The sequence below is a fragment of the uncultured Odoribacter sp. genome (genome assembly GCF_937966165.1).
GTDB lineage: Bacteria > Bacteroidota > Bacteroidia > Bacteroidales > Marinifilaceae > Culturomica.
On the sequence record NZ_CALCLB010000005.1, the window covers coordinates 63,710 to 84,414 of the forward strand.

At 38.5% G+C, this 20,705-nt stretch carries 11 protein-coding genes; 10 read left to right on the forward strand and 1 reads right to left on the reverse strand.

What is annotated here, in order from left to right:
• Positions 1–56 precede the first annotated feature (56 nt).
• The 5 genes from Q0465_RS01330 (at position 57) to Q0465_RS01350 (ending at position 11,362) form a co-directional block, all read left to right on the forward strand.
• Positions 57–1,517, forward strand: coding sequence for a TolC family protein (locus tag Q0465_RS01330; protein WP_298611727.1), 1,461 nt, complete (start codon positions 57–59; stop codon positions 1,515–1,517).
• Positions 1,518–1,610: 93 nt separating this feature from the next.
• The gene (locus Q0465_RS01335) at positions 1,611–2,669 is read left to right on the forward strand and encodes an efflux RND transporter periplasmic adaptor subunit (protein WP_298611730.1); all 1,059 of its coding nucleotides are present in this window, start codon (positions 1,611–1,613) and stop codon (positions 2,667–2,669) included.
• Positions 2,670–2,748: 79 nt separating this feature from the next.
• Positions 2,749–5,841, forward strand: a complete 3,093-nt coding sequence (locus tag Q0465_RS01340) for an efflux RND transporter permease subunit (protein ID WP_298611733.1) — start codon at positions 2,749–2,751, stop codon at positions 5,839–5,841.
• Positions 5,842–5,873: 32 nt separating this feature from the next.
• Positions 5,874–10,619 carry an efflux RND transporter permease subunit gene (locus Q0465_RS01345; protein WP_298611736.1) on the forward strand — a complete coding sequence of 1,582 codons (4,746 nt, stop codon included), beginning with the start codon at positions 5,874–5,876 and terminating at the stop codon, positions 10,617–10,619.
• A 38-nt stretch (positions 10,620–10,657) separates the two neighbouring features.
• On the forward strand, positions 10,658–11,362 hold the full coding sequence (locus Q0465_RS01350; protein ID WP_298611738.1) for a hypothetical protein: 705 nt from the start codon (positions 10,658–10,660) through the stop codon (positions 11,360–11,362).
• A gap of 126 nt (positions 11,363–11,488) precedes the next feature.
• Here the strand turns inward: Q0465_RS01350 and dnaG are convergent, their stop codons facing one another.
• The gene (dnaG, locus tag Q0465_RS01355) at positions 11,489–13,432 is read right to left on the reverse strand and encodes a DNA primase (protein ID WP_298611740.1); all 1,944 of its coding nucleotides are present in this window, start codon (positions 13,430–13,432) and stop codon (positions 11,489–11,491) included.
• A 538-nt stretch (positions 13,433–13,970) separates the two neighbouring features.
• Here dnaG and Q0465_RS01360 point away from each other — a divergent pair.
• From Q0465_RS01360 to Q0465_RS01380, 5 genes are all read left to right on the forward strand, one after another.
• Positions 13,971–14,585, forward strand: coding sequence for a TetR/AcrR family transcriptional regulator (locus tag Q0465_RS01360; RefSeq protein WP_298611743.1), 615 nt, complete (start codon positions 13,971–13,973; stop codon positions 14,583–14,585).
• A 119-nt stretch (positions 14,586–14,704) separates the two neighbouring features.
• Positions 14,705–15,988 (forward strand): TolC family protein, encoded by a 1,284-nt coding sequence (locus Q0465_RS01365; protein ID WP_298611745.1) that lies wholly within the window; start codon positions 14,705–14,707, stop codon positions 15,986–15,988.
• Between the two features lie 23 nt (positions 15,989–16,011).
• Positions 16,012–17,049: an efflux RND transporter periplasmic adaptor subunit gene (locus Q0465_RS01370; protein ID WP_298611747.1), complete on the forward strand. Its 1,038-nt coding sequence runs from the start codon at positions 16,012–16,014 to the stop codon at positions 17,047–17,049.
• A 38-nt stretch (positions 17,050–17,087) separates the two neighbouring features.
• The gene (locus tag Q0465_RS01375) at positions 17,088–20,243 is read left to right on the forward strand and encodes an efflux RND transporter permease subunit (protein WP_298611748.1); all 3,156 of its coding nucleotides are present in this window, start codon (positions 17,088–17,090) and stop codon (positions 20,241–20,243) included.
• A 153-nt stretch (positions 20,244–20,396) separates the two neighbouring features.
• The gene (locus tag Q0465_RS01380; RefSeq protein WP_298611751.1) at positions 20,397–20,690 is read left to right on the forward strand and encodes a PG0541 family transporter-associated protein; all 294 of its coding nucleotides are present in this window, start codon (positions 20,397–20,399) and stop codon (positions 20,688–20,690) included.
• Positions 20,691–20,705 lie beyond the last annotated feature (15 nt).

Here is a 20,705-nt window from a genome sequence, read left to right on the forward strand (position 1 = left end):
CTAGAGGTGAAATAATAATGCCTGGGAAATAATGATAAAGTTTAATAAGAATTGAGATGTACAGATACATTTTGTTTATTGCCATTTTTTTGATATGCGGGAGCTTAGCTTTTGCACAGGAGGTATTGACATTGGATAAGGCATTGAAAATTGCGTTTGAAAATAGTCCTACTTTGGTACAAAGTAAATTGAGTTTACAGCAGAATGAGTTGAACTTGCAGGCGCAGAAAGCTTCTTTAAAATCTCAGTTTTCTTTGGATGTGAATCCGTTTTCTTATTCACGGAGTAATAGGTATGATGGTTATAACAGTAAATGGTATGATAGTAAGACCATGTCTTCTTCTGCTTCTTTAGGAATTGTGCAGCCTGTGAAATGGACAGACGGAACCATTTCTTTGATTACTAATGTTTCCTGGCAGGATGCTTCAAACCGTTCTTCGGGAGGGAAAAGTACGGCTTTTAATCATGATATTTCTTTGCGGATAGAACAGCCGATTTTTACTTATAACCGGACTAAAATGAGACTTCGGGAACTGGAATTGAGTTTGGAGAGTGCCCGGTTAAACTATGCCATGAAGCAATTGAATATAGAAAAGAGTGTAACAGATGATTTCTATTCTGTATACCAGAAGTTTAAAGATTTATCGATTGCAAGGGATGAGTATGCCAATCAAAAACAGAATTATGAAATTATAAAAAATAAAGTTGAGGCTGGATTAGTAGCTAAAGAGGAATTATTTCAAGCAGAAGTCAATATGGCCAATAGTGAATCGTCTGTCTATTCTGCCGAGATCGCATACGAAAATGCGAAAGACAATTTTAAGCTTTTATTGGGAGTATCTTTGGACGAAGATATAGCAGTACTTCCTAATACAGAAATTGCGCCTATTTCAGTGAATACAAATGATGCTGTGAAATATGGATTGGACCAGCGGATGGAATTGCGGGAAAGGAAAATAACTTTGGAGCGGGATGTCTTTTCAATTATAGAAGCAAAGGCAGAAAATGAATTTAAGGGAAATATTTCTGCCCGGGTGGGATTAAATGCTTTAGGGAATAAAATTAATAATGTATATAGTAATCCGACCGATAATGAAGAAATAGGGGTGACTTTGACAATACCGATTTTTGATTGGGGGGCTAAAAAAGCCCGGGTTGAATCCAGTAAACTGGCTATGCAGTCGGATGAAATCGAGTTAGAAGAACAGAAAAAGGAAATTGTGATCAATATCCGGCAGATATGCCGTAATTTACCGACTTTGATTAATCAGATTAATATCAAGAAAAAAAGTATAGAAAATGCAGAACGGACTTATGAAATTAATTTGGAAAAATACAGAAACGGGAATCTGTCCGGTATGGATCTGCAGCAATATCAGTCCCAGCTGACTCAGGCGAAACAGGAATATACCAATGCCTTGATTCAGTATAAACTGGAGTTATTGAATTTAAAGGTACAGACTCTCTGGGATTTTGAGACGAACAGGTCTTATTTGCCGATGAACTTGGTAAGATAGAGGCGTTTGTAGCAGGCGTTGAACCTGTTGTTTTAGGGGAAGTTTGTTTTAAAAAGAGTAAAAAATTACAATACGATATAAAAATAAGATAATATGAATAGTTATTCTAACCTTGTGGGTGTTATTGCTTTACTAATTGTGTGCTATGCTTGTGGGGGAGACCGGAGTAATCAATCGTCAGAAACCACAACTCCTGTTTGGGTAGAAGATGTACGCCCGCGGACAATAGAAGAGTATGTTACTACGACCGGAACGGCTAAGGCCGTAAAGACCGGTGAAATAAAATCGGAAATGAACGGTGCATATCGTTTACAGAAAAATCCGGTGACGGGAAAGCCTTACCGTCTGGGAGATATTGTAGAAGCTGGTGCTGTCATTATTCGTCTGGAAAATAAGGAATACGAGAATAATGTGCAATTGGAAAGTAAAAAATTGCAGATCCAGATTACCGAAAAGGAGTGGGAAGGACAGCAAAGTTTATTGGAGAAAGGGGGGACGACCGAAAAAGAGGTGAATAATGCCAAGACTTCTTTTATCAATGCTAAGCTGGAGCTGGAAAATGCTTACATTACTCTGGGAAAGATGGAAATCAAAGCCCCTTTCCGGGGAGTAATAGTCAATTTGCCTTATTATACTGAAAATGTCGAAGTTGCTTCCGGTTCGGTAATGTTGGGAGTAATGGACTACAGTAAGATGTATATGGAGACCCAGTTTCCGGAAAATGTCATGACGAAAGTTAAAGTAGGGCAAAAGGTAAATGTGACTAATTATAATATCAAGGCGGATACTTTGCAAGGTAAGCTGACGCAGCTTTCTCCTGCTGTTAATGAGGAAACCCGTACGTTTGCCGGATTTATTGAAATCGAGAATCCGGATTTGAAATTACGTCCGGGAATGTTTGCTAAAGCAGATGTTGTTACAGTAAAAAAGGACTCGGTTCTGTCCGTGCCCAAGGAAATCATTACCACCCGGCGTGGAAATAAAATTGTATTTACAGTAGATCGCTCTTCTGCAGAAGAGAAAATCATTGAAACAGGTATTAGCGATGATCAGTTTACAGAAGTGATAAAAGGTTTGAATAAGGGAGAAAAGGTAGTTGTCAAAGGATATGAATGGTTGAGAAACAGAAGTAAAGTAAAAGTTATGAAATAATAGGGGAAACGAGTTTTTATGTGGAGACCGGAAGGGTAGGAAATATAAAATATCTCCCTGTAAAAGTAAGTATTGGACGATGAATCATATTACAAGATTTGCAGTAAAATATCCTGTGAGTGTATTGATGATTACCTTGGCAGTCTGTCTGTTGGGGATCATTTCTTATAATAAACTGGGGACAGACTTGTTTCCGGATTTAAAAAATCCGGCCTTATATATTGACCTTCAGGCAGGTGAGAGACCTCCTGAAGAAATGGAAAAACAGTTTGTTGAAAATATAGAAGCTTTGGCTGCCCGTCAGGACGGGGTAAAAAATGTGAACAGTGTTTGCAAGGCGGGTTCGGCTACGGTTACCGTAGAATACGGTTGGGATCAGGATATGGATGCCGCATATTTGGATTTACAGCGTAGTTTATCGTCGGTTTCCCAGAATACGGAGATTACTTCTTTTAATGTTTCGCGTTATGATGTGAATGCTGCGCCGGTGATGACAATAGCGTTGACTCACAATGAGATTAGCGATATGAATGAGCTCCGCAAAATTGCTGAGAATTATATGCGAAGTGAACTAGTGCGTTTAGACGGTGTGGCGGATATTCAGTTAAACGGTGAGGAAAATGCTTATATAGAAATAAAAACTGATCCTTATATGCTGGAGGCTTTTAATCTTACTGCAGATGCAATTGCCAGTAAGATAGAAAGTGTCAATCAAAATGTCTCCGGAGGAACAATAGTGAATGAAGATATCCAATACAGTATAAAGGGGGTCCATTTACTTAAAAACATTGAAGATATCGGTAATGTCATCGTGGCATTCAAACAATCATCTACCGGTCAGAATGAAGAAATACAGACTTCTGCTGCAGTCAAGGCTCCGGTTTATTTAAAAGATGTCGCTACAATACGTTCGGTAAATAAAGAACCGGATAATATCACCCGTTTTAACGGAAACCGCTGTCTGGGAATAAGTATTTATAAAGAAAACAAATACAATACAGTAAAAGTGGTGGAAAATATTCAGGATAAATTAGCCGAATTACGGAAAAGTATGCCTGGATATGAATTCAGTATTATCAGTAATCAGGGAGAGTTTATCGGAGCTTCTATAGGTGAGGTAAAAGATTCTGCGCTGATCGGAATCTTTTTGGCTGTTATCGTTTTATATGTCTTTTTACGCCGTATTAATACAACTTTAATTGTAAGTGTTTCCATCCCGATTTCGATTATTGCAACATTTAATTTGATGTATTTTAACGGATTGTCCATGAATATTATGACTTTAGGAGGATTGGCTTTGGGAGCAGGTATGTTGGTGGACAATGCGATTGTGGTAATGGAAAATATTTTCCGGAATCTGGAAAATGGATTGACGGCTAAAGAAGCTGCAATACGGGGTGCATCGGAAGTATCGGGGGCTATTACATCTTCTACTTTAACCACAATTGTCGTCTTTCTCCCGATTGTTTATATACAGGGAGCTGCCGGAGAATTGTTTAAAGAACAAGCCTGGACGGTTACTTTCTCTTTATTGTCTTCGCTTTTTGTAGCGCTGTTATTTATACCGATGCTATCTTCTTGTTTTGTCCGGCAGAATAAAAAGGAAATAAAATCTATTCAGATTAAAGGATACGGGCATTTTGTAGGGAAATTGTTAAGACATCGGTACGGCGTCGTTTTTGGGGCAGTAATATTAATTGCTTGTAGTTATGCTACCTTGCCTTTAATCGGTATGGAATTTATGCCCAAAGCCGGTTCGAGGGAATTGAATGTGAAACTTACCTTGGAACCGGGCACCCGTTTGCAAAGTACGGACTATGCTGCTGAGTCCATTGAGCAGACGATTAGAGAGTTGGGAGGAGAAGACATTGAGTGGATGTATACATTAGTAGGTCCCTCGCATACGGATACAGAATCCGGAAAAAATACGAAAGAAGAAAATCAGGCGGAGATTAAGATAAAGCTGAAATCAGAGGCAAAAATAGATGCTGATTATTTGGTTATGGCTTTGGGGGAAAATGTGAATATGCCTGAAGGGGTAGAACTTACCTATGAGAAAGAGCAATCTGCATTACAGACGGCTCTGGGGACGGAGGGATCTCCTTTAGTGGTGGAAATCCGGGGGGATGATATCGAAATCCTGGAGCAATTGTGTGATGAGCTGAAACTGAAGCTGGGAAGAGTAGAAGGTTTATTTGATGTCAATACTTCGATGGAGAAAGGTTCTCCTGAAGTGAATATTGCTTTAGACCGTCTGCGGAGCGGTATTTATGAAGTGGATATTGCCTCAGTGGCTCAACAAGTCAATGATCAGTTGAATGGTAAAAGCGCAGGAAGCTATGATGTTCAGGGAGAACCTGTAGATATTGGGATTCGTGTACCGGAAACCCCTTTGGCCAATTTACAAAATATGGAAATTTACCAGGGAGAAAAAAAATATCGGTTGGGAGAAATTGCAGAAATTTTAGTGACGACGGCTCCTAAGGAAGTTATCCGAAATAATCAGAGCCGGGTAGGAGAAGTGAGGGCTATGCTGGAGAAAAAATATTCTTTAGGTGACGTTACTCCGGCTGTACGCGCTTGTATTGCAGAAATGGAATTTCCGGCGAAATATTCAGCTAAAATAACAGGGGAAGAAGAGAAGCGGGCAGAGTCCTTCAACGGTTTGGGATTTGCTTTGATTTTATCCATTGTATTGGTTTATATGGTTATGGCTGCACAATTTGAATCTTTAAGGCATCCTTTTACCATTCTGTTGACAATTCCTTTGGCGGGGGTAGGAAGTATACTGGCCTTTTTACTGATGGGTCAGACTTTAAATATGATGGCTTTTATCGGGATTATTATGTTGGCTGGTATAGCTGTAAACAGCTCGATTATTTTGGTCGACCGTATCAATCAGTTGAAGGATCAGGGATTATCTTTAAACGAAGCTATTATGCAGGCTGCCCAACAGCGTATCCGTCCCATTATCATGACAAGTCTCACGACAATTTTAGCTTTATTGCCCATGTGTTTCGGTTTTGGAGAGGGAGCTTCTCTCCGCTCTCCCATGGCTTTGGCTGTAATTGGAGGATTGCTGACTTCTACTGTATTGACTTTAATCGTTATCCCTTGTGTATATTATATTTTTGATCGGAAACCAAAGTCTCGGGATAAAAGGGAAGTCTGATTTTATGGCTTTGCGATATTTTGATATGTAATATGGATAGATTAATAAAACGCCGGGTTCTGATTTCTATGCTTTTCATCGGATTAACGCTGATGGGATATTTTTCTTATCGTTTTCTTCCGATGGAATTATATCCGAATGCTGAATTACCGGAATTAAGCGTATATGTTAGTGCAAATACAGAATTGGACCCGAAATATATTGAAAATCAGGCGGTCATTCCGATAGAGGGCGTAATCAGTACTTTGGAGGGTGTAGAAAAGATAGAGACGCGTATTTCTCCCCGGAATGCAGAAATCAGGGTTACTTTTTTAAAAGGGACCGATATAAAGTATGCTTATCTGAAATTGGAAGAAAAAATCAAGACAATTTCGAAGAATATACCTGAAGAGTTCAGGACGACTGTCAATAAAATGTCTGGCGGGATGGTCAGCTCACAATTTATGTCTTTGTCTGTACTGGGGGAAGAGGATGTGGATTATGTCCGGAATATTACAGATCACGATATTGTTCCTGTATTGGAAAATATTGACGGGGTAGCTGAAGTGACCGTTATAGGAGGGCGTCAGAAAAGTATAGAAATTATTGTAGATCAGGATAAATGTGAAGCTTTGAAAATCACCCGTTCTCAAATTCGTACGCTTATCAGCAAAAATATGGCAGAAAAAACATTTGCTGGTCCGGTATATGAAAATAATAAACGGTATTTTGTCAACGTCACTGCAGAATATCTAAAGACAGAAGATTTGGGAAATATTGTAGTTGCTCAGGGACCTGTTTTATTGAAAGATATTGCTGAGATAAATTTCGGTATTAAAGAAGAGGAGGCTTATTCCCGTATAAATGGTAAAGAAGAGATTACATGTATTTTAGCTAAATCCCCTCAGGTAAATGTCATCGATCTTTCTGAAAAGGTACGGAAGGAAATAGATCAGCTAAATAAAGAATTAGAAGCTAAAGGAGTCAGTATTCAGGTGGATATGGACGTGGCGGAGACGATGAGTAATAATATAGACACTATTGTAAATCTGGGAATTACAGGAGCTATTCTGGCCATATTTATTCTTTATTTATTTCTGCGTAATTTCAGGATTGTTACAATTATCGCTTTTGCGATACCCATATCAGTATTTTCTTCCTTTTATTTCTTTTATTTAGCCGGCATTACTATAAACACCCTGACTCTTACAGGAATTGCCCTGGCTGTAGGGATGTTGTTAGACAATTCTGTGGTGGTCATGGAAAATATTTTTCGGCTTCGGGCTACCGGAGTTTCGGAAGAAGAGGCTGTAATCAGAGGGACGAAAGAAGTGTGGAAGTCCGTTTTAGCAGCCACGCTCACGACGATAACTGTTTTTCTTCCTTTTTTGTTTGCCGATAATTTTATGATCAAATTGATAGGTGAGCATGTGGGAGTTTCTATTATTGCTACCCTTACCGTTTCATTGGTAGTAGCATTGTTGCTGGTACCCATGGCGATTCATTTTTTTATGACCCGGAGAGAAGACCGGGTAAATTTTAGTACCCTTTCCATACATAGCCGTCCCGTACAGATTTACATTGCTATTTTAAAAATCTGCTTACGCAAACCAACGCAGGTTGTTTTGATTTCCCTGCTTGTACTGGCGGTTGCTGTTGCATTATCGCTGACGCTGACTTTAAACACTTTAAAAGAGATAGAGACAGATACTTTTGATGTCTATATCACTTCTCCGGGGGGATATACGTTAGAACGTACGGACGAAATGATCCGCCGGTATGAGGATGTTTTGGTAGAGATCCCGGAAGTTGAAAAGATCTCAGCAAAAATTTATGCAGCAGAAGCTAATATAACGATAAAATTAAGAGAGGATTTTGAAAAACTGGATCACAGAGATCTCACTGAATTGAAGAATGTAGTTTTAGCTAAGGCCAGGCAGCTTCGGATAAGGGATATCAGTCTGGAAGCTAAAACCGGAAGTGAAAATTTCAGGGGAGATGGCGGAAATGCTATGATTGGGGGAGGGCAAGAATTGTTGAAGCTTATGGGATTGGGAACCCAAAGCGAAAAGATTGTCATCAAAGGACAGGATTTTGAAAAAATGGAAAATTTAGCTGAATATCTGGAATATCAGCTTCATGATTTGGAGAATGTAAGTAATGCATGGGTGAATACTTCGCGGGGGAAACCCGAATCCAGAATACAATTTGATCAGTATTTGATGGGGATATACGATCTTACCCCTGCCAATGTCATGACGGAACTGACTAATTTTGCGCCTGAAAATACGACAGAAATAAAATATAAAGCGGGAGAAGAAGAGTATGATGTTTTGATTAAAGACAAACAGTATGCAGAGGCTGAAAAAGAAGATAAAAAAACAGAACGAACGCTGGAAGATCTTCGGAACCTGTTCGTTCGGAATGAGAAAGGTTCTTTAATCGAATTAAAAAATTTCGGGAGCATTAATCTGACGCGTGGACATGGTAATATTAACCGGGTAAATCAGGAAAAAGAAATAGAAGTCAGCTACCGTTTTTCGTCGGATGTAAACGAATCCAAAGAATTTTTAGAAACTGCCCGCCAGGAAATTGATGAATTGATACAACGGACGGATATTCCAACGGGTTTGGCAGTAGAAGTCGTACACGAAGAAGAGGATACACAAGAATTTACTTTTCTGATATTCGCGGCTTTTGTCATTATATTCATGATATTAGCTTCCGTTTTCGAATCACTTAGTGCCCCTGTAGTCTTAATGTTTTCTATTCCTTTAGCTGCAATTGGTTCTTTACTGGCTTTGCTTTTTACCAATAATTCGGTAATGAATGCCAATGTCATGACGGGCTTTATTATATTAATCGGCATTGTAGTGAATAACAGTATCATATTGATTGATTATACTTCTTTGCTGAGACGGCAGGGAAACAGCAGGCAAAGGGCATTGATCATTGCAGGAATTTCCCGCTTGCGGCCTATTTTGATTACTGCTATCACGACTATTGTGGCCATGTTACCTTTAGCGCTGGGGAAAGGTGAATTTGTGGCCGGTTTAGGTGCTCCTTTTGCCATTACTGTTATAGGAGGCTTGACGATGAGTACTTTATTGACTTTAGTAATTATCCCTACTTTTTATTCCGGTTTGGAAGATGCTTTACGACGTCTGAGAGAACAGCGTTTGAGCATGAAGATTTTACAGGGAGGAATGTTTATAAGTGCTGTTGTTGTCATTTATTTATTTGCAGATTCCTTATTGTGGCGTGTTGCTTATTTGCTCCTGGCACTGATTCTGGTCCCGGGCATTACGTGGTTTATGGAGACCAGTTTGAGGAGGGCAAATAGTCATATTCTTCCGGAGAAAGAGGAAATTCGGATACAAATCCGGAATCTGGTAAAAATATATGGGAGAGCGGGAGAATTTAAAAGGGAATGGACCTCGGGTTTACGCATCCGCCAGCGCTTAGGATTGGAGGAGCATTTTCTGCATTGGAAAGACATGCGGGCTTTGATCTGGCTATTGCCTTTAAGTGTTTTCCTGTTCTATTTTGTTTATGTCTATCAGGTCCTTGCGTTCTGGGTCCTCTTCTTTGCAGTATTGACTTGGCTATTGATTCTTCAAATCGGCCGTATGTTTCAAGAAATGGTTTCTTTTCATTCCTTAAAGAAAATCGGCCGTGTTTTGGATATTTTCCTTTTTCTCTGGTATTATTTTTCTCCTTTTATAACCTTGTGCTGGGCTATCATAAAATTTCAGGACAGGGGTGAGGTCATTTTATTGGGAATGTTATGGTATGCCGGAATTCTGGTAAAACATTTATCCGATCGTATTCATAAATATAATATTAATATTGATTTGATAGAAGGAAATTTCAGGGGTATTCGGAAGGGATTTTACCGTATGGCGACTAAGGTTCCCTGGATCGGATACCGGAAACAACCGTTTAAAGCTTTAAATGCGGTATCTTTGGATATTCATACAGGGATGTTTGGGTTATTGGGCCCGAATGGGGCAGGAAAAACGACATTAATGCGTATTATTTGCGGTATTTTTGAACAAAGTTACGGAAAGATTTTTATCAATGGTATTGATACACAGTTAAAGCGGGAAGAATTACAGGGATTGATCGGTTATTTGCCTCAGGAATTCGGAACATATGAGAACTTAACTTCCTGGCAATTTTTAGAATACCAGGCCCTTTTAAAAGGAATTTATGATAAAAATGTCCGGCAAAAGCGTATTCAGGAAGTATTGGAAGCTGTACATATGTATGAAAACAGGGATAAGAAAATTGCCGGCTTCTCCGGAGGGATGAAGCAAAGGATCGGTATAGCTCAGACATTGCTCCACTTGCCCCGGATTTTGGTTGTGGATGAACCTACTGCCGGACTGGATCCCAGAGAAAGAATACGCTTCCGGAATTTATTGGTAGAGTTATCCAGAAACCGGATTGTGATATTTTCTACTCATATTATTGAGGATATCGCCAGTTCCTGTAATCAGGTGGGAGTGATTAATAAAGGCTCCTTAAAATATTGCGGAACCCCTTCGGAAATGTTGCAAATTGCAAAAGATGTAACCTGGGTATTTGAAATTTCTACAGAGGAATTCGCTCAATTGCCGTCGGATTTATTGATTGTACACCATATTCGTCTGGGAGAGAATATCCGGGTCAGATGTCTTTCTGAGACGCAGCCTGTTCCGAATGCTGTACATACAAATCCGGTTCTGGAGGATTCATATTTATGGCTGTTGAGAGGGGTAAAATTAGCTAATCATGAGGAGATCATCACACAATGAGGAAATATTCAGAAAGGTAATCTGTTATTTAGAAAAAGATGGAGAAAAATTTTTGGAATAATCTGGTCCGTTTAACCTATTATAATGTCAAAATTATTTTTGGAAATAAATTTGTGTATTTTATACTCAGCGCAGTATTGTTTTATATACTGACTGTATTTATTAATTTATTGACAGATTCAGAAGTAACGGAAGCAACTGCATACAATATGTTGTTAATTCCTTCCATATTGTTGATTTTTTATCCGATGTGTTTTGGGATTCAGAATGATCAGGATGCTAAAATTATAGAAATTATATTCGGGATACCGAATTATCGCTATAAGGTTTGGTTATTTCGTTTATTAGTAGCTTATGTAATCTGTTTTGGTATTACGATGGGACTGGCTTTGCTGACCGATTGGTTATTGGTGGAAGTTGCTCCTTTAGAATTAACTTCACAGGTGCTGGTTCCTGTTTTCTTTATCGGAATGCTTTGTTTTATGTTGAGTACTATTGTGAAAAACGGGAATGGTACGGCAGTTATTATCATTATCTTAGGATTAATCTTTTTTATTTTAGATAACCTATTGGAAGTAAGTAAGTGGAATGTATTTCTGAATCCTTTTGATATTCCCCTGTATAAAAATCCGGTTATATTTTTCCAAACTCTTTTGTATAACCGGATTATTTTAGGATTAGCTTCCCTTGTTTTTTTAGTGGCTGGACTTTATAATACTCAGCATCGGGAGAAATTTATCTAAGATTCGTAAATTTAAGAACTTACAAATGAGGCTGAATTTGCCATAAATGATAGCAATCAACTTTATACTTAAATCCCTGGACGATTAGAAATTGAACATTTAAACGTTTTCCTTCTTTTCAATTTTTTATTTTATCCCTGTGCGTCCGAGTTTCTCATTGAGTTTAGCCCGGATCCGGTTGATGGTGTTCTTTTTTATAATCCAGGGAAGTATTTCATTACTTTTTCCGCTATTTTGCAGTTCCAGTATTTTGTTATCGGCTTCCCGGGTCAAAATTTCCAGGCGTCTCATTTTGTAATTATCAATCACTTTGGGTAATATATCGGATAATACCGTTTCTTCTTTGAGGACGGTAGTGTCTCCTGTCCACATTTTGCTTAGTTCATAGGGTTCACTGAGAATATTGGCGGCAATACTACTGATCTGCGGATTGGGGTGTCCGGTGAAAAATTTGGCTGGGTGGAATCCGATTGTTTTATAATGATTCCGGTATTCCTTTTGGATTTCACATAGACTGGGGGTGAATAATTCCAGTTCATCTTCAGCCAACTCTTCTATAATATATTCTCCTACACTGACGGAATAGGGAAATCCGTTGCGGGTATCTTCATAAAATTCCTGATTCCCGAAAAGAAGCAAATATCGGATCAGTACCATTTCTTCCGTTTCACACAAATTATCTTTAGTGGCAGGACTTGGCGGTGTTTTTTTAGAAGTCGTATCTATCCCGTGACGGGCAGTGTAATGGGAGTGTGCTGCTTCTGCATTTTTACCTGTTCTGATCCGGGCGATTTCGTTATATAATACATTTTCCTCCACTTGCATTTGGATGGCTGTCTCTCGAATATAAACGGAACGGGTAATATTATCCGGTATGAGGGATATACTCCGGACGATATCCGTAATGAGCCGGGCTTTTTCTATGGGGTCGTCTTCTGCCTGCCCTAAAAGTAATCGGGTTTTAAAATTAATGAAATCCGTTTCATGCTGGGAAATGTATTCAGATAACTCCTGTGGTGAACGGGATTGGGAAAAAGAATCCGGATCTTCCCCGTCGGGCAAAAGTACAACTCTGACATTTAAGCCTTCTTCCAGGACCAGATCGATTCCCCTTAGGGAAGCCTTGATTCCGGCGGCATCCCCATCGTAAATGATGGTGACATTCGGAGTGAGACGGCGGATAAGCCGTATCTGTTCTATAGTCAGGGAAGTACCGGAAGAAGCTACGGTATTTTCTATTCCTTTTCGGTGAAAAGAGATAACATCCAGGTAACCTTCTACCAAATAACAACGGTTATGTTGGACAATACTTTTTTTCGCAAAATAAATCCCGTAAAGTGTCCGGCTTTTATGATAAATTTCAGATTCCGGGGAATTCAGATATTTGGCACTTTTTTTATCATTCGTCATGATTCTGCCCCCGAAAGCTATAATTTTACCGGCAATATCCCGAATCGGAAAGATAACCCTTGCTCTGAAACGGTCGAAAAGCCCTTTTTCAGATTCAATAGTCAAGCCTGTTTTGACAAGGTATTCTTTTTTATATCCTTTGGAAAGGGCAGATTGAGTCAGACCGTCCCATTTTTCAGGACAGTATCCCAGACCGAATTTTTCTATAGCAGATTGGTCCAGTCCTCGTTTATGCAGATAACCTAAACCTACGGATTTTCCTTCATCCGTATGAAGTAACTGATCGACAAAAAATTCTTCTGCATAACTGGTGACGATCAGCATACTTTCCCGTTCACTTTTTTCTTTTTTCTCTTCTTCACTGAGTTCTTTTTCCTCTATAGTGATGTTATAACGGGCTGCCAGATAACGCAAAGCTTCTACATAAGACATTTGTTCATGTTCCATGATAAAGTTTACGGCATTACCTCCTTTGCCGCAACCGAAACATTTATAAATACCTTTGGCCGGAGATACGGTAAATGAACCTGTTTTTTCATTATGGAAAGGACAACAGCCTACATAATTCACACCTCTTTTTTTGAGGTGAACGAAGTCTGAAATAACTTCATAGATGTCTGCTGCATCGAAAATTTTTTGTATGGTCGCCTGATCAATCATGATGCAAATTTAAAATAAAAAACGTTAGTAAATCCAGAATGTAAGGTGGAAAACAAACGTATTAAAAAAAACGTTAGTAAATCCGGAATTCAGAATAAAATATATTTATGAAGTGAAAGGACTTTTTGCTCCTAACAGATCAGGATTAAACTCATTATAAAAATTCTGGAATTTGCAGGTAAAAATGAGAAGGGAGAGTAATTCTCAGATTATTTTTTTGATAATATACAAATAATGGCTCGTTCGTTGGTATTTTGGCTCTATTAACCGACAGATTATTAGAACAGTATCGATTTTTCCGGAAGAGGATTAATGATTTGAATACTTGTTTTTTGAGTATTTATATACCCGGGCATTATTACGAAATGAAATCTTAAACCCGTAATATATTATTTTTCTTTATAGTAATAGCTATTTTTAACACTTTATATAATATAGTATTCCTGAATTTCTTTAATTTTGCGCGCTGGAAACGAAAAGAAATAAAAACGTTTCCACATGTAAAATGTTTCATTTCAGTTAAGAAAGGAGATACAATATGAATTATTCCAAAGAAGAATTGTTAGCGAACATTTCAGATTTGTTTCTGACTTATGGTTTACGCAGTACTTCTATGGATGATATATGCAACTATCTGAAAATATCGAAGAAAACGCTGTATCATATTTTTGAAAATAAAGACGATGTCGTAGAACAGGTGATGTGGTATCGTCTTGAATATATACGAAAGAAAACTACTCCGGCAGAAGTTTCGAAAATCGGACCGGTTCTTTTTCTATACGATATGAAGAAGCATATTTTAGAAAATTTAAATAGTCGTATACCTGCGAATTATTTTGATTTAAAAAAATATCATCCTGAGGTAGATAAAAAAATCCGGGCGGAAAAAGATAAAATCATGAAATCTATTCTGAAAGGAGTGTTATCTGTAGGAGTAAAAGAAGGTTTTTTTAGAGGAGAGGCGGATCTGGAATTACAAATTTTTCTTTTGAACAGATCCTTGAGTTTTTTAGAGGAATTGGAAAGACCCTTAGAAGCGGATTATCCTGTTCCTTTATTGATTTCTACTATTGTGGATAATTTTATTTTGTCAATGTCTACAGAGCAAGGAAGGAAGGAATTTGAAAAGATAAAGAAAGAAGAAAAAATTTAAAGAAATTAAAAAATGAAGGTGTATGAGGTAAGAAGAAAGAGGTTATCGGAACTTGGCATAAATTTTGTCATAAATTTTGAAAGTTTTGCGTTTGCTTGTAATTAACATAAATTGGTGAAATGAAAAGATTTATTTTAGTTGTAATGGTTGTTTTTATGATACCTTTTTTAGCGGGAGCTCAGGAGGTACAGGAATTATCGCTTCGGAAAGCGATAGAATATGCAGTGGAGCATAATAAACAATTGCAGATTTCCCGGAAAGATATCGATTTATATAAACAGAAAGTGCGGGAATCGGTCTCCCAGGGACTTCCTCAAATAAATGGTAGTTTGGATTATAGTACGAATTTCGGATATAAAATGGACTTTGGGGGTTCTGCTATTAAGATGAAAGATCAGTCCAATGTAGGAGCAACCCTCTCACAGCTGATTTTTAGTGGTCAGTGGATATTGGGTATACAGACCAGTAAGATTGCTGAACAGGTTGCCAATCAGCAAGTGGGCATTACGGAATTGGATATTAAGGAGAATATCTTCAATACGTATTATGCGATTTTAGTGAGTGAGCGTTTACGGGATATTATCAAGCAGAATCTGGAGAATATGGATCAGATTTATCAGCATACAAAAAATATGTATAATGCTGGTACTGTAGAGATTACAGACGTTGATCAGATCCGGATCAATGTCGGTCAGTTGAAAAATAATTTACTGGCACTCGATCGGAATGTAGAAGTGAATTATAATCTTTTACGTTTGCAATTGGGTTTACAGGCTGAGAATCCAATCCGCTTGACAGATCCTTTGGAGAGTTTTCTGGGGAAAGAAGATTATGTTAAATTAGCTGTCAAAGAATTTGAGATCAATAATAATCCGGAATTTCAATTGATGCAAACTCAGGAAGAACTGAGTAAAAAGATGGTAGGACTGCAGAAATGGACTTTTGCTCCGACAATTTCCGGTTCTTATTCTTATAATTATAAATTGTTGAAGCCGGATTTTGATATGAGTCCTAAACATTCTGCTGTGATTTCGATGGATATTCCTATTTTTTCGGGTTTGCAACGTAAATCTCAGTTGGAACAGGCTAAAATAGAATTGGAACAAACCTCTCTCAATAAAAGTTTGTTGGAAGATCAGTTGAATGTAAATGAGAAACAGTATAAATATGAATTGAAAAATGCTACTGAAAACTATTATTTGCAGAAGGAAAATATTCAGGTTGCCAAACGGGTACTGGAGAATATTCAGAGAAAATATGAATATGGAGCTGTTTCCAGTTTGGACCTGACGCAGGCTAATAATAATTATCTGGAAGCAGAGAATAATTATACCAATGCTTGCCTGACCTTACTACAGGCTCAGACGCAATTAGAGAGATTATATAACAGTCTGGCTTATTAAAAGAAATATTAATTATAAATACTATGATAAGAAATATCATTTTTACACTATTGGCCATTGCGCTACTGATGGGGTGTTCGTCGAAAAAGAAAGACATGCAAAAGCAGGAATCTGCAGAAACTATCCCCGTGAAAGTAATGAAATTAGAGAAACGGAATATTGCGAAAACATTGGATTATACTGCAACATTGCAGGCGGATGAGCAGGTTTATTATGCTCCTGCGGCAACGGGGCGTATTGGAAAAATATATGTTGAAGTGGGGGACCGGATTAAAAAAGGACAATTGTTGGTGGAAATGGACCCTACGAATTTACGTCAGGCAGAGGTACAGTTAAAAAATTTAGAGACGGAATATAACCGGGCAGTCAAGTTGAATGAGACCGGGAGTATTTCTAAACAAGCTTATGATGCTGCAGTGACAAATTATGAGGTTGCTAAATCCAATTTTGATTTCTTAAATGAGAATACCAAAATGTTGGCCCCTTTTGACGGAATTGTTACCGGAAAATATTTTGAGAATGGGGAACTCTATACAGGGGTTGCTACCGGAGGAGCTGCAAAACCTTCAATTATAGCTATTGAAAAAATCAATCCTTTGAAGGCTTATGTAAATCTTTCGGAACAATATTTTCTTTCAGTAAAAAAAGGTACGAAAGTGGAATTAAAGAGTAATATTTTTCCTGATCGTACTTTTGAGGGGACTGTCAGTATTGTGTATCCAACCATAGATCCTTCTTCCCGTACTTTTACGGTTGAAGTAAAAATCCCGAATAAGGATGAAGCTCTTCGTCCGGGAATGTACGGGACAATAAATTTCTTTATCGGCCAGACTGAAACAGTCGTTGCTCCTGCTTTAGCTGTATTGAAATTGCAGGGAGCGAATAACCGGTACGTATTTTTGAATAAGGATGGAAAAGCCAAGCGGGTTGAAGTTACATTGGGAAGGCGTTTTGAAGATCAGGTGGAAGTAATCAGTGATGAGATCCGGGAAGGTGATGAATTGGTCGTTGTAGGACAGGGCCGGCTTGTCGATGGTAGTTTACTTTCTATTGTTGAATAGAAGGAATAATCTTTAATTTTAAATTTTAATACAAAAACATGAGTATATATAATACAGCGGTAAATAAGCCTATTTCTACCTTAATGGTTTTTTTGGCTATACTGGTGCTTGGAGTGTTCTCCTATATGCAGCTGCCTGTAGATCAGTACCCTAAGATGGATCCGCCTTATATTACGGTAATGGCTACTTATCCGGGAGCAAATGCAGCGGATATTGAGGAGAATGTGACAAAGATATTGGAAGATCAGTTAAACTCTGTAGATGACCTGAAAGAATTGACTTCTACTTCCTATGATAATCTGGCTGTCATTTCACTGGAGTTTGAGTGGGAAGCCAACTTGGACGAAGCATCTAATGATGTGCGGGATGCTGTCGATAAGTCGATGACTAATTTGCCCGATGATATTGATCGCCCGACCATTATGCGTTTCAATACGTCTATGATGCCTATTTTGATTTATGCTGTGACAGCTGAGCAGTCATACCCGGGTTTGAATAAGATTCTGGACGATAAGCTGGTGACTCGTCTGAACCGGGTGGATGGGGTAGCTTCAGTTACATTAGCCGGGGCACCGGAACGGGTTGTATATGTGGAAGTCGATCCGAATCGGATGGATGCTTATAATCTGACACTGGAACAGGTTGGAAATAAAATTTTAGCTGAAAATAAGGATGTGCCTTCTGGAAATGTAAAAATGGGATTGTCCGATTATACGCTTCGGGTGGAAGGTGAATTTGATGAAAGCGATCAGATCAAAGATATCGTATTAGGCACTCAAAACGATAAAACCATTTATTTAAGCGATATTGCGAAAGTACGGGATACGTTAAAGGATATTACGCTGGAGCAGTCTATCAACCGGGGAAGGGGAGGTGTATTGCTGATCACCAAGCAGACGGATGCCAATGCGGTACAGATTGCAGAACAAGTGAAAAAAGAATTGGCTGCTGCACAAAAAGATTTGCCTACCGATATTAATTTCGAGATTATTGTAGATAATTCTGATTTTATTGTGAAATCCATCAATAATCTGCAGGACACTTTGATGTATGCTTTGATCTTTGTGGTATTGGTTGTATTCCTCTTCTTGGGGCGCTGGCGGGCTACGTTTATTATCGCTTTGACAATACCGATTTCGTTGATTGTGGCATTTATTTATTTGTTTACTACCGGGGAATCATTAAATGTTATTTCCCTTTCATCGCTTTCCATTGCAATCGGTATGGTGGTGGACGATGCCATTGTGGTGCTGGAAAATGTGACGAAACATATCGACCGGGGAAGTCGTCCGCGGGAAGCTGCTAAATACGGTACCAATGAGGTATGGCTGTCCGTAATTGTAACGACTCTGGTAACAGTAGCTGTATTTTTCCCTCTGACTCTGGTAACCGGGATGACAGGTATCTTATTCAAGCAGTTGGGATGGATTGTATGTATCACTGTATGTACTTCTACTATTACGGCTATTTCTTTAACTCCTATGTTGTGTTCGCAGTTGCTGAAAATCCAGGAATTAAAAAATGACGGAAAGTTTAGTTTTTATGTATTTGTAACACGTACATTAGACAAACTGGATTCCTGGTATGAACGGTTAATACGCTGGGCACTTACACATAAAATATTTGTCATATCAGTGATGCTGGGAATATTTGTCGGTTCTTGTAGTATGATGCGGTATATCAAGACAGACTTTATGCCTCAGAACGACCAGGGATCTATGAGTATATATGTAAAAATGCAGACAGGACAGCGGGTAGAGGAGACAAAACGGGTTGCTTTGGAGATCGATTCGGTCATGCGGACAGAGATCCCCGAAATAACCATTATCAATCTTTCTTATGGTAGTGAAGAAGAAGCTTCTTTTGCTTCTATGATGAACTCTACCGGTAATAACATTCTGAATATGCGGGTAAGGGTGAAAGATGTAAAAGAAAGAGACCGGGATATTTTTATAATTGCCGACCAATTGCGGGATATCCTGAAACGTTTTCCCGATATTCTGGAATATACGGTATCTACTTCCAGTAATTCTATGACCAGTAATACGGTAGATATAGAAATTATGGGTCACGACTTCGATATGACAAGTCGTTTGGCAAATGAAATTGCAAATAAAGCACGTCAGATTCCGGGAGCTGAAGACATTAAGATTAGCCGAGATAATGATAAGCCGGAAATGCGGGTGTATCTGGATCGGGACAAGTTAGCCCGTCATGGTTTAACGACGACCGAAGTCGGGAACGCTTTGAGAAACCGGATTTATGGCTATCGGAATAGTAAATTCAAAGAAGACGGGGAAGAATATGATATTATTGTCCGCTTTGAAGAAAAATACCGTTCTTCTTTGACTGAACTGGAAAATATTTTGATTACCGACAATAAAGGCGAAAAAGTACGTCTGAAAGAATTAGGAGAAATCAAGGAATATTATTCTCCACCCAATATTGAACGCAAGAGTAAACAGCGGATGCTGAAAGTGTCTATCAGTCCCAAGGCTGGTGTCGCTATGGGAGAAATTGCCGGAGCTGCTCAACAGTTAATCGATAATTTGGAAGACGTGCCTCAGGAAGTAACATTGTATATTGGAGGAGGATACGAAGATCAGCAGGAATCGTTCAGTTCTTTGTTAATGTTATTGTTACTTTCGCTGATGCTGGTATATATTGTGATGGCGGCTCAGTTTGAATCGTTTAAAATGCCGTTTATCATTATGTTATCCATTCCCTTCGCGTTTTCCGGAGTTATTCTGGCTTTATTGATGACACATACTACATTGAGCGTGATTGCTGCCTTGGGTGCAATTATGTTGATTGGTATCGTTACAAAGAATGGTATTGTGTTGATAGACTTTATCAATTTGATGAGGGAGCGCGGTGTAAGGCTTTACGATGCTATTGCACAGGCTTGCCGTTCTCGTTTACGTCCGGTTTTGATGACTTCTTTAACCACAATTTTAGGTATGGTACCTATGGCGTTGAGCGTGGGAGAAGGTTCAGAGACCTGGCGTCCGATGGGTATAGCTGTAATCGGAGGTATGATATTTTCTACTGTTATTACTTTGCTGATTGTACCGGTGGTATATGCAAGTATGGATAAGAGTGGAAGCCGGAATAAAAAGAAAGCTTTCAGCAAGGAATTTAAATTTATGAATGATTTTGATGCAGAGAGGGATCTTCCTAAAAAAGTAAAATAATAAATGAAATGCAGAAATGTAAATGTTTCTGCATTTCAGATTTCTGGAATCTTGAATTGTGAAAACTTAGGTGAAAAACGCTGTCAGGAAAGAGTTATAGAAAGGAGATAAAATGCATTCTATAATATTCCTGAAATGAAAATTATTAAATATATGAAAGCAGTATTTATTGTATATAATCAGGCCCTTACAGAACGTGTAGCTTACATATTGGATCAGCTTCAGATCAAAGGCTTTACACAATGGCCTTTGGTGAACGGAGCTGGGACTGTAACGGGAGAACCACGGATGGGGTCTCATACCTGGCCGGAAATGAACTCTGCTACTATGACAATAGTAGAAGAAGATATGGTCCCTTTGATACTAAAGTATGTGGAGAAATTAGATAATGTGAATAAAGAAAACGGTATCCGGGCTTTTGTCTGGGATATTACTCAAATGTATTGATTTTTATCTTTTAGA

Excerpts from the sequence above, each read along its gene's own strand:
- Q0465_RS01345 (WP_298611736.1), top strand. The coding sequence starts at position 5,874 with ATGGATAGATTAATAAAACGCCGGGTTCTGATTTCTATGCTTTTCATC.
- Q0465_RS01335 (WP_298611730.1), top strand. The coding sequence starts at position 1,611 with ATGAATAGTTATTCTAACCTTGTGGGTGTTATTGCTTTACTAATTGTG.
- dnaG (WP_298611740.1), bottom strand. The coding sequence starts at position 13,432 with ATGATTGATCAGGCGACCATACAAAAAATTTTCGATGCAGCAGACATC.
- Q0465_RS01340 (WP_298611733.1), top strand. The coding sequence starts at position 2,749 with ATGAATCATATTACAAGATTTGCAGTAAAATATCCTGTGAGTGTATTG.
- Q0465_RS01350 (WP_298611738.1), top strand. The coding sequence starts at position 10,658 with ATGGAGAAAAATTTTTGGAATAATCTGGTCCGTTTAACCTATTATAAT.
- Q0465_RS01330 (WP_298611727.1), top strand. The coding sequence starts at position 57 with ATGTACAGATACATTTTGTTTATTGCCATTTTTTTGATATGCGGGAGC.
- Q0465_RS01360 (WP_298611743.1), top strand. The coding sequence starts at position 13,971 with ATGAATTATTCCAAAGAAGAATTGTTAGCGAACATTTCAGATTTGTTT.
- Q0465_RS01375 (WP_298611748.1), top strand. The coding sequence starts at position 17,088 with ATGAGTATATATAATACAGCGGTAAATAAGCCTATTTCTACCTTAATG.
- Q0465_RS01365 (WP_298611745.1), top strand. The coding sequence starts at position 14,705 with ATGAAAAGATTTATTTTAGTTGTAATGGTTGTTTTTATGATACCTTTT.
- Q0465_RS01370 (WP_298611747.1), top strand. The coding sequence starts at position 16,012 with ATGATAAGAAATATCATTTTTACACTATTGGCCATTGCGCTACTGATG.
- Q0465_RS01380 (WP_298611751.1), top strand. The coding sequence starts at position 20,397 with ATGAAAGCAGTATTTATTGTATATAATCAGGCCCTTACAGAACGTGTA.